Source organism: Bacillus cereus group sp. MG20, from assembly GCF_040459885.1.
Taxonomy (GTDB): Bacteria; Bacillota; Bacilli; order Bacillales; family Bacillaceae_G; genus Bacillus_A; species Bacillus_A cereus.
The window spans coordinates 2,555,866-2,571,631 of the sequence record NZ_JARVHF010000001.1 but is presented as its reverse complement, the minus strand read 5'-3'; the positions used below and the strand labels follow the sequence as shown (position 1 = coordinate 2,571,631).

The window sequence follows — 15,766 nt, the reverse complement described above, 5'->3', positions numbered from 1 at the left end:
CGTTTTATGCTCTTCCCCTTAAGTATGTTCTAAAAGAAAGAGTTGTTCCATAAGAATGAATGGAGTAAAGCTTTTATATTGGGGGAAAAATAGGATGAAATTTTCAAAGCCACTTTTTATTACAGTAGCGCTCTTAATAGCGCTCGTTATCATTGTACCTGCAGCCCTTGTTATCCCATTTGCGAAAGCAAAAGTAGGGGAAGAAACGGCCTCTAAAACTCCTCCAGCGATAGAAAGTATACCAGCTCCAGGAAAAGTAGATACAGCGGTTCAAGTTGCTGTATATCGTGAGAAACAAAAGAAGGTAGAATCATTACCTATGGAGGAGTATGTGACCGGTGTAGTAGCTTCTGAGATGAATGCCAGTTTTGAAATAGAGGCACTAAAGGCACAGGCATTAGCAGCAAGAACATTTGTAGTACAACGTATGCTAAGCGGAGGAAAGAAAAATAATGCAGACGTGACAGATACGGTGAAAGATCAAGTGTACAAAAGCAAAGATGAATTGAAGAAGCAATGGGGCAGTAACTATGAAAATAATTTGAAGAAAATCGAAGAAGCTGTTTCGAAAACAGCAGGACAAGTTTTAACGTATGATGGAAAACCAATTTCAGCATCCTTCTTTTCAACGAGTAATGGTCGAACAGAAAATGCAGCTGACTATTGGGGAAATGATTATCCGTACTTGAAAAGTGTAGATAGTCCGTGGGATCAAGCCTCACCAAAGTTTACGAGCGAGCAAACATTTACAGTAGCTGATTTTCAAAAACGTCTCGGTGTGAAAGTGCTAGCAGACGGGAAGGTTGGAAACATTAAAGACCTTACGGAAGGAAAGCGCGTAAAGGATGTAGCTTTTCAAGGAAAAACATTAACAGGAAAAGAAGTTCGTGAAAAGTTAGATTTACGTTCTTCTGATTTCACGTGGAAACAACAAGGAGATAAAATCATCGTTACGACGAAAGGCTTCGGTCACGGCGTTGGTATGAGTCAATACGGGGCGAACGGCATGGCAGCGGAAGGAAAGAAATATACAGATATCGTCGCTCATTACTATAAAGGCGTTGAAATAAAGACGATGAATGATTATGAAGGAAAATTGATGGTGAAGAAATAGGTGTCAGAACTCTGGCACCTATTTTTTTCTGTTTAAAATATCATAATTTTCCATTAACTGTTTGGTATAATAGGATAAAAAGTATTTGGGGGAGACGAAATGGCGCTACTGGAGTTGAAACAGTTAGGGAAAACGAACCAGTTACCGGCAATAGAGCTAAAGGTTGAAAAAGGGCAATGTGTTGTTTTGCAATGCAATAACCATACAGCTAAAGTGTTGCATCGTATCATTATTGGTGAAGAAGAAGCTTCAACTGGCAATGTGCTATTTGAAGGTAAAGCGATTGGAAAGAAAAATTATTCTCGCATCGGCTTTTGTTTTTTGAAAGATGAGGCATATGATCGTTTGAAGGTGAAGGAATACTTTAAGTTTTTACTAGGTCTTTATGAATCGAATATGAGTACGGAAGAAATTGTACAATATGTCGGTCTTTTAGATAAGTTAAACGTTAAGATAGAAAAACTATCATTTTCAGAGAAGCGTCGTCTTCATATTGGACGAATTATGATTCATAATCCGGATTTAATCATTTTGGAAGAACCGGAGCAAAATGTAGATACAGAGAGTACGGTTATTATTCGAAAAGCAATCATGAAAATGAAAGAACAAGGAAAGGCAATCTTTATTACGTCATCATTTCTATCGGATGCCCTTTCGTTAACAGAGGATGTATACATATTAAACAACGATGGTGTGAAAAAGATAGAAATTGAGCAAGAGGAAGTGGAAGAAGTCGATGAAGAAAAAGTCATTCAAATGATTCCGCAAATGAAGTTAGAAAGAATACCTGCGAAAGTGAACGATAAAATCATTTTACTTGATCCGATGGAAATTCATTTCATTGAAACGCAAAACGGAGTAACACATATTCACGTTCGTGAAGGGGATTTCGTATGCGCCTTAACATTAAGTGAACTAGAAGCGAGATTAACAGGTTTTGGTTTCTTTAGATGTCATCGCTCGTACCTTGTAAATTTACAAAGAGTACGAGAAGTGATTACTTGGACTCGTAACAGTTTTAGCTTAATTTTAGACGACGAAAGAAAAAGTTCAATTCCACTTTCAAAAGGACGAATGGATGAATTAAAAGGCGTGATTGGGCTATAAAAAGTGCTCCAATAAGTGCTCCAATAAGCTCAACATGCGATTCATTCACCGGTAAAAATACTCCTTTTACCGGTATTTTACTGCGTAAACCCTTTGTTTTTCATATGATTGAGTCAAGAAAAGCGAAACAAACAAACGAAAAGCGCTAAAGCGACTTTCATCTATAAAGAAGAAAAAAAGGGGGATGAAGAAATGACATTGGCAATTGAAATGAAAGATGTAATGAAAAGTTTCAGTGGAAAAACGGCACTTCGAAATGTAAATATTGAGGTGAAGCAAGGAGAGATATTCGGATTCCTCGGACCGAGTGGATCTGGTAAGACGACAACAGTAAAAATTTTAACTTCTCAATTGCTTCATAGTGTTGGAACGGTAAGAGTATTAGGGAAAGATATTACAGGACCAAGTAGCATCGATTACAAACGAATTGGTATTTTAACAGATAACAGCGGCTTATATGAAAGACTTAGCATTTATGATAACTTACTATTATTTTGTGACTTATACGATTGTAAAAAAGAACGAATCGATGAAGTACTAGCACAAGTAAATTTATTAGATGATAAAAAAACACCAGTAAAGAAACTATCAAAGGGAATGAAGCAACGCGTCACACTAGCAAGAGCAATCCTTCATAAACCAGATATCCTCTTCTTAGACGAACCAACATCTGCACTTGATCCAGTAAACGTACAAAACATTCATAAAATCTTAAAAGACTTAAATGAAGAAGGAACGACGATTTTCTTAACGACTCACAACATGGATGAAGCAGAAACGCTTTGTAACCGTATTGCCTTCCTTTGTGGCGGAGAAATTGTAGCGCTTGATACGCCAGAGAACCTGCGCTTACAATACGCTAAGAATCAAATAGAGGTCGTATTAAAAGATAAACAAAAAGCAGTAGTGCAAAAAGATGAATTAGGTGCAAAACGTATTTCAGAATGGATGAACAAAGGAGAATTACTATCCATTCATTCACACGAACCAACGCTAGGTGATATCTTTATTGAAGTTACTGGGAGGGGATTATAATGACATTTTCAATGAGAAGATTTTCAGCTATTTTTCGGAAAGAGTTACAAGATTTTAAAACGAATTCACAAACTTTAATTATGCTGTTAATGCCACTTGTCTTTTCGGTATTATTTAGTCGCTCAGATAATATGAGAGAAATAGGAGCGAATTCATTAACTGCGATGGCGTTAGTTATGGTCGGAGGCTTTGTACAGGCGATGCTTATCGCTGAAGAAAAGGAAAAAAATACGCTTCGTGTTCTTATGCTATCACCAGCATCACCTATTGAAGTATTAATTGGTAAAAGTTCATTAACAGGTATGATTACAGTTGCAATCTGTTTTATTAATCTACTTATTTTAGGTAAATTAGAAGGTAATTTTGCATTATTATTACTTATCTTTGTTCTCGGAATGCTAATATTTAACCTCATTGGTACTTGTATTGGATTATTAGCTCAAAATGTACCACAAACATCAACAATTGGATTGCCAATATTAATGATATTTCTTTTCGGTGATTTAATTGGAATGTTTGTGAAGAATGAAGTCGTTACAAAAATAATCGATTATTTACCAACTCGTCATATCGGTGTGGCAGTTAGCAGTGTTATAAAAGGGGGAGGTTTTAGTGCAATTACTAGTAATTTATTGAACATAATAATTTGGTTAGTTGCAGTACTTGTTATTACTCTCTTCGTGTATAGAAAAAAACAAATGGACTAAAAACTGAGCCGAAACGCTCAGTTTTTTCTTTTTTCTATCATTTCCTCGGAAATTTTACATTTCTTATACATATTTTTACAAATTTTGTCGAAAAGTAATTAGTTATGCGTTGTATAGGATACGTGAATATTGTTTAAAATGATTGCTGAGGTGATGATGGAATGCGAGGAAGAAATAATAAAAAGTCGCAAAAGGTAGTACATTTATTTCAAAAAAGATGGGTGTTTCCGGCACTATACATTGCTTGTGCAGCGGTAATCTTAATGGTTGCGCTATGGTTCCAAGGAGCTAATCCGAAGAAGACTCCAAACCACGATCAAGCAACACCGTATACACAATCGGAAGATCCAGCAGTACCAGTAACGAAATCTTCAGAAGTAGTGAAAATGCCAGCTGCCGCGAATGCGGAAGTAGTCGTACAGAAGAAATTCTATGAAGATGCAGCAACTGAGGCGGAACAAGAAAAAGCACTTGTCTTTTATAACAACACATATTCCCCGAACAAAGGAATTGACATTGCTGCGAAGAATGGAAAAGAATTCAATGTTGCCGCTGCTTTAAGTGGTACAGTAACGAAAGCTGAAAAAGATTCACTTCTTGGTTATGTTGTAACAGTTGATAGTGGAAATGGTGTAGCGGTATCTTATCAAAGCTTAGGCAGTGTGAAAGTAGAAAAAGGTGCAAGAGTTGTACAAGGTGAAGTATTAGGAACATCCGGTCTAAGTGCAATGAATAAAGAGGCAGGCTCTCACGTTCACTTTGAAGTACGTAAAGACAATGTGGCTGTGAACCCTGAACGTTACTTAAATAAATCAGTAACAGAAATTAAAGCTGATGCAGGTGCTGCAAAGGCTACGAATGCTTCTGGTAAAAAAGCTGATGACAAATCTCAAAAAGAAGAGAAGTCAACGAGCACGAAACCAGAAAATAAAACAGAAGACAAGTCTCAAAAAGAAGAGAAATCAACAAGCGGTTCAACTAGTGACAAAAAAGAAGAACCGAAGAAAGAAGAAAAATCAACAAACGGTTCTACAGAATCATCTAACGATTCTTCTTCACAAGAATAATAAAGTGAAAAAATCAGTTCTCATCAAGAGAATTGATTTTTTTATTTTTATATAAAAATAATCAATTTCGAGAAAAAAGTTGTAAAAACAAGGAAAAATGACGAGATTCTCGAATATATATTACAAAAGGGAGGGGATACTGTGTCATTTTTGTTTGTTCTGTCGACTGCTATTATTTTATTGTTTGTTTTATTCACTTTATATTATTATATTGCCGGTAAGAAAGAGGTTCCCCACCATCAGTTGTTAGAAGAAGAATTGGAACGAGAAGAATGACGCCTTTTATACAAGGTGTCATTTTTTTTGGCCATAATAGTCAGTTTTAACGTATTTCTCACAAAAAAACGTAATTTTTCTTAACTTAGTCCGCAAAAATAGTGAACATGTAGCATATATCAGTAGTGCGGGCAATACAATGGTATAAACCAAAGCAAAGAGAGTGTTTGAGGTGAGAAATCGTGAATCATTTCATTATAAATCCAAGAATGTTTAACGCTTACAAACAGCACTCACACTTACTTCTTAGTCATATGCAGCGAGGCTCATTTCACCCTTCTCACATCCAAATTAGGGAGGCGAGTGGTGTGCACGATTACATCAAAGAGAGAACTATCAAGATTGGTAAGTATATCGTGGAGACAAGAAAGACAGTGCGTGTCATTGCAAAGGAATTTGGGGTATCAAAGAGTACAGTCCATAAAGATTTAACAGAACGTCTACCAGAGATTAATCCAGAGCTCGCAAATGAAGTAAAAGAAATTCTTGATTATCATAAGTCTATTCGTCATTTAAGAGGTGGAGAAGCAACAAAACAAAAGTATAGAAAAGAAGATGTAGAGAAGCCTGTACGTCAATAATGTTACAGTAGCAAACATTCCGTTCACATTCGGTAATATTTTTCAGAAGAATTCTTTTTGCGAATATTACGTTTCTGTTAAATTTATGATAAAATCAGAAATTAGGTGAAAAGAATTCGGGTGTAACCTGATTTTGAATATCGAGGAGGAAAAAACGGGAATGTTTGCGCGAGATATCGGAATTGACCTAGGTACGGCTAACGTATTAATTCATGTTAAAGGTAAGGGTATTGTATTAAATGAGCCATCTGTTGTGGCCATTGATCGTAATAGTGGTAAAGTATTAGCAGTCGGTGAAGAAGCGAGAAGTATGGTGGGACGTACGCCTGGTAATATTGTAGCAATTCGTCCACTTAAAGATGGTGTAATCGCAGATTTCGAAATTACAGAAGCAATGTTAAAGTATTTCATTAACAAATTGGACGTAAAGAGCTTCTTTTCAAAACCTCGTATTTTAATTTGTTGTCCAACAAATATTACATCAGTAGAACAAAAAGCAATTCGTGAAGCTGCTGAACGTTCAGGTGGTAAAACAGTATTTTTAGAAGAAGAACCAAAAGTAGCCGCAGTTGGTGCTGGTATGGAAATCTTCCAACCAAGCGGTAACATGGTTGTTGATATTGGTGGAGGTACAACAGATATCGCTGTACTATCTATGGGTGATATTGTTACCTCTTCCTCTATCAAAATGGCTGGCGATAAGTTTGATATGGAGATCTTAAACTATATTAAACGTAAGTATAAGCTATTGATCGGAGAACGTACTTCAGAAGATATTAAAATTAAAGTTGGTACAGTATTCCCAGGTGCACGTAGCGAAGAACTTGAAATTCGCGGACGTGACATGGTAACAGGCTTACCACGTACAATTACAGTATGCTCTGAAGAAATTACAGAAGCATTAAAAGAAAATGCAGCTGTTATTGTACAAGCTGCAAAAGGCGTATTAGAGCGCACACCACCAGAATTATCTGCAGATATCATCGACCGCGGTGTTATTCTAACAGGCGGTGGAGCTTTACTACACGGTATCGATATGCTTCTAGCAGAAGAACTAAAAGTACCGGTATTAATTGCTGAAAACCCAATGCACTGCGTTGCGGTTGGTACAGGTATTATGTTAGAGAATATCGACAGATTACCAAAGCGTGCTTTGAGATAATTTGAAAGAACTAAGGCTGACGCCTTAGTTCTTTTTTTCGTTTTTATATTTTTTTATTTTGTTTTTTTGCGAAAATGGAAGAAAAATAGAGAAATATGAAGGAAACAGGTAAAATATTCATATATATGGTTAAATTTAATATTTCCTTAATTGAAAACGTTTATAATATAATGAGTCGAATACGACATTAAGGCAAATAATGTTTCAATACATATTGCCTTTCCCTAATTTGGGCATACACTCCTTTCCACCTCCGTGTCAGTTGCAAAAATGTGCAACTATTTTAATGGAATAGAGTGTGTGCATTTTTTTTTTTAGGAAGTTGTGCTAAATATAAAATGTTACTTTGTAATGACAAACAATAAACAAAATGGGATAATAGCAATATGTCCAAGTGGTAAGACCAATATTACAAAAGGGGCGATTGTTACATGCTAAATATAGAACAAATTAAAGAAATCATTCCTCACCGCTATCCATTTTTACTTGTTGATAAAATATTAGAAGTAGATGAAGGCAAAAGAGCGGTTGGGATTAAAAATGTATCCGCAAACGAAGAATTCTTTAACGGACACTTCCCTGACTATGCTGTTATGCCTGGTGTACTTATTGTAGAAGCATTAGCACAAGTCGGAGCAGTTGCAGTATTAAAGAAAGAAGAAAACCGCGGAAGACTTGCTTTCTTTGCAGGTATCGACAATTGCCGTTTCAAAAAACAAGTACGCCCAGGTGATCAGCTTCGTCTAGAAGTAGAAATGACACGCGTACGCGGCCCGATTGGAAAAGGAAAAGCAATCGCAACAGTAGATGGTGAAGTTGCATGTGAGGCAGAAATTACATTTGCGATTGGTGATAAAAAAGAATAGATAGTACTAAAAAAATCTCCTTGTAAAAAGACAAGGAGATTTTTTTAATTTCTGCTATATAACGATGAAACAATAATATACAAACTAATCAGAAAATATCTTGTAAATAGATGATAATTACCATATACTTACTTTATTGTTTATCTAGAAAACAGGATAAGTGATAAAGGTAATAAAGAAATAAGGGCATTGTCATATTGTTAAGGTACTTAAATAAGACAAAGTAGAATGTTATTGATTATGATGAAATGTGGGGAACTCAGCAAGAATATTAATTAGACGTATGAAATCGAGCATAAGAGAGAGAAAAGGGAAATGTCGCATTTCACAAAAGGAGATTATGAATATGTTCGGGAGAAAGAAAAGAAAACCATTACGACAATTAATTACACATAAAGAGCCTAAATCGCGTATTACAGAACAATACCGTAACATTCGTACAAACATTGAGTTTACATCTGTAGATAATCATGTTCGTTCTATTATTGTTACTTCGGCGGATCCAGGTGATGGGAAAACAACAACAATCTCAAACTTAGCAGTTGTTTTCGGACAGCAAGGAAAGAAAGTTTTATTAATTGGAGCTGACTTGCGTAAGCCGACGATACAAAACTTATTTGCCATTCATAGTTCAAATGGGTTAACGAACTTATTATCAGGACAAGCAAAACTTATGCAATGCATTCAAAAAACAGACATAGAGAACGTATACTTAATGGCAGCAGGTCCAATCCCGCCAAACCCAGCAGAATTATTAGGGAGCCGGGCGATGGACGAGGCGTTACTAGAAGCATATAACATGTTTGATATTATATTAATCGACACACCACCTGTCCTTGCGGTTACGGATGCACAAATACTTGCGAATAAATGTGATGGAATCGTACTCGTTGTACGCAGTGAAAAGACAGAAAAAGATAAAATTGTAAAAGCGAAACAAATATTAGATAAAGCATCAGGAAAACTACTAGGTGTTGTTTTGAACGATAAAAGAGAAGAAAAAGAGCAATATGGTTATTACTGAAATAAAAAAGCCAATAAGATACTTGTTGGCTTTTTTCTCATTTTGAAATTTATTTCTCAAGTTACATAGCATAAAAAACATGATAAAATAAAAAATTTGGAAAATCATTGGAATGTGTTGTCATATTTAAGATTATTTTGTAAGATTAAACTTGTTTCTTGTGAACAAATATAGAACTGAATTATTAAAAATAAAAAATGTAAGATTTATATGTTATAATTTTTCCTATGTGTAAATTTTAGAAAGTTGGAGGAACTTATGGAAGAAACAATTAGTCTAAAAGAGTTATTTCATATCTTAAAAAAACGTTTAGCAATGATCCTCGTAATCGCATTTGGTGCAGCTATAGTAAGTGCTATCATTAGCTTCTTCTTTATGACACCAATCTATCAATCTTCGACGCAAATTCTTGTTAATCAGAAGAAGCAAGAGGGATCGATGTTTCAAGCTGGTGAAGTTCAAACGAATATTCAATTAACGAATACATATAAGGTTATTATTAAAAGCCCAGTAATCTTAGAACAAGTGAATGAAAAATTAAATTTAAATATGACAGCGCAAGAGTTAACGAAAAAAGTTAATGTTGCGAATGAAAAGGATTCACAAGTAATCGCTGTAACAGCTGAGGATAAAGATCCTAAAATAGCTCGTGATATTGCGAATGCAACTGCAGATGTGTTTAAAGGTGAAGTTGCAAAAATTATGAATGTTGATAACGTAACAGTAATATCTAAAGCAGAAGTTGCAGAAAATCAATCTCCGATTAAACCAGCGCCAATGCTTAATGTAGCAATCGCTTTCGTTATTGGTTTAATGGCTTCAATTGGTCTTGCATTCTTACTAGAATACTTAGATAACACAGTGAAAAAGGAAGAAGATGTAGAAAACTTACTTGGCTTACCGGTGTTAGGTATTGTCGCTCGTATGGATGAAGAAACATTGAACGTGAAATCACACGCTCCATCATCAAGAAAAGTGAGGGGACAAACAATTGGCTCTTAATTTATTTAAAAAGAAAAAGAATCATCGTCAACGTCGTCAATTAATTGCGCATCAACAACCGAAATCACCAATTTCAGAGCAATATCGTAATATTCGAACGAATATTGAATTTGCAGCTGTTGATACGAATTTACATTCATTAATGGTAACATCGGCGAACCCAAGTGAAGGGAAAACGACAACGACAGCGAATATGGCAGTTGTGTTTGCTCAACAAGGAAAAAAAGTATTATTAATTGATGCGGATATGCGTAAACCAGCAATGCATCAAATGTTCCAAGTAGATAATATTTTTGGACTAACGAATGTATTAACACATAGTGAACGTTTAGAGAAATGTGTACAAACGACATCTATAGATAATCTAAGCTTTTTAGCATGTGGCCCAATCCCACCAAATCCGGCGGAATTATTAGGTTCAAAATCAATGAAAGAACTTCTTGGACAAGCATACAGCATGTACGATTTAGTTATTTTTGATATGCCTCCAATTTTAGCTGTTACCGACGCACAAATTATGGCAAATGTATGTGATGCTTCTATTCTTGTTGTTCGTAGTGAATCAACAGAGAAAGAAACAGCAGTAAAAGCAAAAGGGTTATTGGAGTCTGCAAAAGGTAAATTGTTAGGTGTTGTTTTAAATGACCGTGAACGTGAAAACGGCTTATATTATTATTATGGCGCAAACTAATTAAAAGGATGAGATATGTTTCAACCATATCTCCTTTTTTCCCTTGAATATGAGATGTCTCATATTCAAGGGAAAAAAGACTGATAGGAGAAAGGAAGGCTGAAAGAATGATTGATTTACATTGTCACATTTTACATGGTATTGATGACGGTGCACAAACCATGACAGATAGTTTAGCAATGGCACAACAAGCCGTATCAGAAGGAATACATACAATTGTCGCAACGCCGCACCATCAAAATGGCAAATATATAAATGAACGTACCTCAATTATTCATCACGTAAAACAACTCAATGATGAACTACAACAACATAATATTCCACTTACCATTTTACCGGGGCAGGAGATTAGGTTATATGGTGATTTATTAGAAGACTATGAAGCTGGTAAAATCGTTACTTTAAACGAAACAAATAAATATATATTCATTGAATTCCCATCTAATCACGTACCGCGTTATGCGGAACACCTATTATATGAATTACGTGTTAAGGGAATGATTCCAATTATTGTTCATCCGGAACGTAATGCCGAGTTAATCGAGCGGCCAGATAAGTTATATAACCTTGTAAATAAAGGTGCACTGACGCAAGTAACGGCAGGTAGTTTATTAGGGAAATTCGGTAAAAAAATCAAAAAGTTTTCACTTCAACTTGTAGAAAATAATTTAACACATATGGTTGCTTCAGATGCACATAACACGACATCAAGAGGATTTCATTTAGCGGAAAGCTATGAACTAATTGAGAAAGAATTGGGAATGAATGTTATGAGTGATTTGAAAGAAAATCCGTACTTATTAATTAGCGGGAAGGCAATTTACAAAGAAGATCCAGAACAAATTCGTCGTAAAAAATTGTTCGGTATTTTTTAAATAAATAATTGGTGATGTCTCCTAACCGTTATCAACGGGGGCACTCGGTCGTGCTGTGGGTAGAAATTTTATTTCATGCCTACCTTAGACGCTTGTCGTCGGGAGTATGGCGTGAGGATGGGTTAGATGCCCATAATTTATTTCTAATAGAAACTCTACCTATGGAGTTATAAAAATGACTCTATAGGTAGGGTTTTTGTTATTGTTACATACAAATAAATAGATTTATAGGGGGAGTATAATTGAAAAAAGTAAGAAAAGCGATTATCCCAGCTGCTGGTCTTGGGACAAGATTTTTACCAGCAACAAAGGCAATGCCGAAAGAAATGTTACCTATCGTCGATAAACCGACAATTCAATACATAATAGAAGAAGCGATTGAATCAGGAATTGAAGACATTATTATTGTTACTGGAAAAGGAAAACGTGCCATTGAAGATCATTTCGATCATTCTTTCGAATTAGAACAAAGCCTTTTAGAAAAAGGGAAGTATGAAATGCTTGAAAAAGTACAAGCTTCCTCAAAAATAAATATTCATTATATAAGACAGAAAGAACCAAAAGGTTTAGGGCATGCAGTATGGTGTGCACGTAAATTTATTGGAAATGAGCCATTTGCGGTATTACTTGGTGATGATATAGTACAAGCTGATACACCATGTTTACGTCAATTAATGGATCAATATGAAGGTACACAATCATCCGTTATTGGTGTACAAACAGTGCCAGAAAATGAAACACATCGTTACGGTATTATCGATCCAGTTGAACAAAATGAACGTCGTTATCAGGTGCGTCAATTTGTAGAAAAGCCAGTTCAAGGAACAGCGCCATCTAATTTGGCAATTATGGGACGTTACATATTAACACCAGAAATCTTTATGTTCCTAGAGAATCAGCAGACAGGTGCAGGTGGCGAAATTCAATTAACAGATGCGATTCAACGTTTAAATGAAATTCAGCGTGTATTTGCTTATGATTTTGAGGGAACTCGCTATGATGTTGGTGAGAAGTTTGGGTTTATTAAAACGACAATTGAGATGGCGTTACAACATAAAGAATTAAAAGATGAATTATTGGAGTATATGACTGAACTTATAAAAATAGAAAATATACATGTGTAAAGGTGAGGTGAAAAGGTTGGAAGAAAGAGGATTAATACATAAATCTGTGGAGAAAGAAATAAGTGTAGTGAAAAAAACATCAATTTTACATGCATTTTTTAAAAGGACACTGGATATTATAGGTGCTATTGTGGGTTTGATAGTATTTTCTCCATTTTTTATTATAATTCCTATCCTTTACATGCGTGGGGATGCAAAAGGACCAGTTTTCTTTAGACAATCCAGAATTGGTAAAGATGGTAAAGTATTTGGTATTTATAAATTCCGTTCTATGGTAGTTAATGCAGAAGAGAAATTAGAAAAAAATGAAGTTCTATATAAGAAATATGTAGATAATAACTATAAGCTTGAGCCAGAGGAAGATCCACGTATTACAAATATAGGGCGCTTTTTACGAAGAACAAGTTTAGATGAACTACCACAGTTTATCAATGTCCTTAAAGGTGATATGAGTTTAGTTGGTCCAAGACCAGTAATTCAGGAGGAATTAAAAGAATACGGCTCTAAAACTTCAGACTTTTTATCTGTGAGTCCTGGTTTAACAGGTTATTGGCAAGTGAGTGGTAGAAGTGATGTAGGATACCCAGAAAGGGTGGATATAGAATTATATTATGTATACAATCAATCTTTAAAATTAGATATTATTATCTTATTTAAAACAGTTTTATTGGTCGTATTACGTAAGGGTGCTTATTAAACATAATAATCACGTTTTTGAGATTATTCATAAATAGATTCCTTGAGAGAGTTATAGCTTGTTCTATCTGAGGGATCTATTTATTTTTTTATGTCAAATTTTTAGAAAGCTGAATAATATTAGATATATCATTATAAATATTAAATCTGATACATTTAATGGAATTAAGAGGTAATGTAAAATATGAGCGGAAAATATTTTCTTATAGGTCCTTATCCTCCTCCATTGGGGGGCGTGAGTATATATATATATAGGTATAGTAAATTTTTAGAAAAACAAGGTGAAGAAGTAGAATTTATCGATTTTGATAAAATGGGGCGTTTAGAAAAGTTTAAATTTTTAATGCGTTATTGTTTAATATCACCACAAAAGCATACTTTCCACCTTAATGAATTTAATACATTAACTATGATCGCTTTATTGTTACGGCCATTTCAATGTAGGATTATTTTACAAAATCATTCTATAAGAATTTTAGATACTTTTCGTAATATGAAAAAAATAATGACTAAATTATTTATAAAAAAAGTAGATTATTGTGTGTTGGTTGGAGAACATTTAAAAGATGGATATAGAAAGAATAACATACAACTACCAAAACGAGTCGTGGTAAAATCACCCTTTATACCACCTCCATTAGAGGATGAAGAACATATTTTATCGACGTATAGTGAAGAGGTTATAAGTTTTTTAAATAACCACGAACAAATATTAATAGGCAATGCCTCAAAGATTACATTTTATAAGAATATAGATTTGTATGGAATTGATATGTGTATAGAAGTAATAAGAATTTTAAAAAACAAGTATCCCAAAATAGGATTGATTTTTGCTTTGGCAGAAATAGGCGATGAAGAGTACTTCAAAAGTATTTTAGAAAAAATTAAAGAATATAAAATAGAGGGAAATATATTATTTCTTACAGGACAAAAAGAATTATGGCCTCTATTTAAAAAATCAGATATAATGATTCGACCAACTTATAGTGATGCTTACGGTATAAGTATTGAAGAAGCAATTTACTTTAATTGTAGAGCTATTGCAAGTAATGTTTGCAATCGACCAGAGGGTACGATATTGTTCGAAAATCGAAGTATAAATGATTTGGTATGTAATATTGAAAAGTGTATTGAAGATATGGATTTTAAGGAGAAATCATTATGATGCAGCCATTAGCAAAGCTGAAAGGGAAAATCCATAATAATATAATTCAACTAAGAAAAAAAGGTTTTTTTAGTTTATTATTAACAAAATTTTTAGTACAGTTTGTTGGGTTTGGAAGTGTTATTTTAGTTGCAAAATTTATTTCTCCTGAAAGTATGGCACAGATAAAAAGTTTGCAGACGTATTTAATACTAGCTGTTCTAATAGGTACTTTTGGACTCGATACGGCAATATTGAAATATTGTTCGGAACCTAGGGAGGACAGCGAAAAAAATTATCTCCTCTCATATGCGATTCGGAAAAGTATAATTTTTTGTGTGATTTCTGTAATATTATTTAACTTGTTTTTAATTTTTTCTCCGAAATACTCTGTATTTCAGTGGGGTGTATATACACTGTGTATTCCAATGCTTACTATGACAAATCTTTTGATGAATTATTTGTTAGCCCTGAAAAGAGTAAAAAGAATGGCTGTTATACAATCAATAATAAAAATTCAAAATGCAATATTTATTATTATAGGTACGTGGTTTTTCGGTATTAAAGGATTTATTATCGCAACAGTTCTAGGTTTAATAGTAGGATTATTTCCGCTGTTTAAAGAAGTAAATTCCATAAAAGTGCCTTATAATATGTCTGAGAAAATACCGTTTACATTTTGGAATGTTGCATTTTTTAGTTTTTTGGCGAATTTTACTAACAGTATAGGGAATTATACAGATATTATTATTATGGATAGTTTTATTACAAATCGAGTTGAGATGGGATACTATGCAATAGCAACTATATTTTTGTTAGGGGCAACGCAAGTTACCGCTACTTTACAGAATATCTATACACCTTATCTGACTGAAAGTAATAAAGATATTAGTAAGTTAAAACAGATGACTTTTAATATACAAAAAAAGACTTTAGTAGTGAGTATTTTTGTAGGGATTACAGTTTATTTAGGGGCAAAAATATTTGTTCCTATTTTTTATGGGAACTCTTATATAAATACTGTTACATATACTGGAATATTAATGGTTAAATACGTAATATATTCATCCTATGCAATTGTAGCAATTATGTTAATTGCCCTAGGAAGAATGAAAGAGAATTTTTTAGTAAACCTTATTTCTGTTCCCATCATTTTGTTAATTAATTATTTTATTGGAAAACATTTTTCTATCATTGGAATAGCATGGGCGCAAGTATTTAATGCTCTATTGGTATTGGTTATACAATATGCTTTTGTTTTTATAGTGATAAAGAAAGAGAGAAGATACGTTTAA

General features: G+C 34.1%; 17 protein-coding genes. All 17 read left to right on the top strand.

From position 1 onward, the window contains the following. Positions 1–94: 94 nt before the first annotated feature. Positions 95–1,114 carry a stage II sporulation protein D gene (gene spoIID, locus QCI81_RS13250; protein ID WP_353810803.1) on the top strand — a complete coding sequence of 340 codons (1,020 nt, stop codon included), beginning with the start codon at positions 95–97 and terminating at the stop codon, positions 1,112–1,114. A gap of 99 nt (positions 1,115–1,213) precedes the next feature. After that, the gene (locus QCI81_RS13245) at positions 1,214–2,221 is read left to right on the top strand and encodes a LytTR family transcriptional regulator DNA-binding domain-containing protein (protein ID WP_098852396.1); all 1,008 of its coding nucleotides are present in this window, start codon (positions 1,214–1,216) and stop codon (positions 2,219–2,221) included. A gap of 192 nt (positions 2,222–2,413) precedes the next feature. After that, positions 2,414–3,256: an ABC transporter ATP-binding protein gene (locus tag QCI81_RS13240; protein ID WP_353810802.1), complete on the top strand. Its 843-nt coding sequence runs from the start codon at positions 2,414–2,416 to the stop codon at positions 3,254–3,256. Then, positions 3,256–3,963 carry an ABC transporter permease gene (locus tag QCI81_RS13235; RefSeq protein ID WP_353810801.1) on the top strand — a complete coding sequence of 236 codons (708 nt, stop codon included), beginning with the start codon at positions 3,256–3,258 and terminating at the stop codon, positions 3,961–3,963. Before QCI81_RS13240 ends, QCI81_RS13235 begins: the two co-directional genes overlap by 1 nt. Positions 3,964–4,124: 161 nt before the next feature. Further along, positions 4,125–5,030 (top strand): stage II sporulation protein SpoIIQ, encoded by a 906-nt coding sequence (gene spoIIQ / locus QCI81_RS13230; RefSeq protein ID WP_353810800.1) that lies wholly within the window; start codon positions 4,125–4,127, stop codon positions 5,028–5,030. Positions 5,031–5,171: 141 nt separating this feature from the next. Next, positions 5,172–5,306: a hypothetical protein gene (locus tag QCI81_RS13225; RefSeq protein ID WP_000008903.1), complete on the top strand. Its 135-nt coding sequence runs from the start codon at positions 5,172–5,174 to the stop codon at positions 5,304–5,306. A gap of 308 nt (positions 5,307–5,614) precedes the next feature. Then, positions 5,615–5,887: a sporulation transcriptional regulator SpoIIID gene (gene spoIIID, locus QCI81_RS13220; protein WP_000544012.1), complete on the top strand. Its 273-nt coding sequence runs from the start codon at positions 5,615–5,617 to the stop codon at positions 5,885–5,887. Between the two features lie 160 nt (positions 5,888–6,047). After that, positions 6,048–7,049: a rod shape-determining protein gene (gene mreB / locus QCI81_RS13215; protein ID WP_000457978.1), complete on the top strand. Its 1,002-nt coding sequence runs from the start codon at positions 6,048–6,050 to the stop codon at positions 7,047–7,049. Positions 7,050–7,480: 431 nt separating this feature from the next. Beyond that, positions 7,481–7,915, top strand: coding sequence for a 3-hydroxyacyl-ACP dehydratase FabZ (gene fabZ, locus QCI81_RS13210; RefSeq protein WP_000931959.1), 435 nt, complete (start codon positions 7,481–7,483; stop codon positions 7,913–7,915). Positions 7,916–8,261: 346 nt separating this feature from the next. Then, the gene (locus QCI81_RS13205) at positions 8,262–8,939 is read left to right on the top strand and encodes a CpsD/CapB family tyrosine-protein kinase (protein WP_000467956.1); all 678 of its coding nucleotides are present in this window, start codon (positions 8,262–8,264) and stop codon (positions 8,937–8,939) included. Between the two features lie 258 nt (positions 8,940–9,197). Beyond that, the gene (locus tag QCI81_RS13200) at positions 9,198–9,941 is read left to right on the top strand and encodes a YveK family protein (protein ID WP_078994073.1); all 744 of its coding nucleotides are present in this window, start codon (positions 9,198–9,200) and stop codon (positions 9,939–9,941) included. Beyond that, positions 9,931–10,632, top strand: a complete 702-nt coding sequence (locus tag QCI81_RS13195; protein ID WP_078994072.1) for a CpsD/CapB family tyrosine-protein kinase — start codon at positions 9,931–9,933, stop codon at positions 10,630–10,632. The genes QCI81_RS13200 and QCI81_RS13195 overlap by 11 nt, the downstream gene beginning before the upstream one ends. A 107-nt stretch (positions 10,633–10,739) precedes the next feature. Next, a complete protein-coding gene (locus QCI81_RS13190; RefSeq protein ID WP_353810799.1) occupies positions 10,740–11,507 on the top strand; it encodes a tyrosine-protein phosphatase in 768 nt (255 codons plus the stop codon). A gap of 242 nt (positions 11,508–11,749) precedes the next feature. Beyond that, entirely contained in the window at positions 11,750–12,631 is an 882-nt protein-coding gene (gene bpsC, locus QCI81_RS13185; RefSeq protein WP_000757786.1) for a UTP--glucose-1-phosphate uridylyltransferase BpsC, read from the top strand. A gap of 16 nt (positions 12,632–12,647) precedes the next feature. Next, entirely contained in the window at positions 12,648–13,328 is a 681-nt protein-coding gene (locus QCI81_RS13180; RefSeq protein WP_078994113.1) for a sugar transferase, read from the top strand. 183 nt (positions 13,329–13,511) lie between these two features. Continuing rightward, a complete protein-coding gene (locus QCI81_RS13175) occupies positions 13,512–14,492 on the top strand; it encodes a glycosyltransferase family 4 protein (RefSeq protein WP_078994070.1) in 981 nt (326 codons plus the stop codon). After that, positions 14,489–15,766 carry a lipopolysaccharide biosynthesis protein gene (locus QCI81_RS13170; RefSeq protein ID WP_078994069.1) on the top strand — a complete coding sequence of 426 codons (1,278 nt, stop codon included), beginning with the start codon at positions 14,489–14,491 and terminating at the stop codon, positions 15,764–15,766. Before QCI81_RS13175 ends, QCI81_RS13170 begins: the two co-directional genes overlap by 4 nt.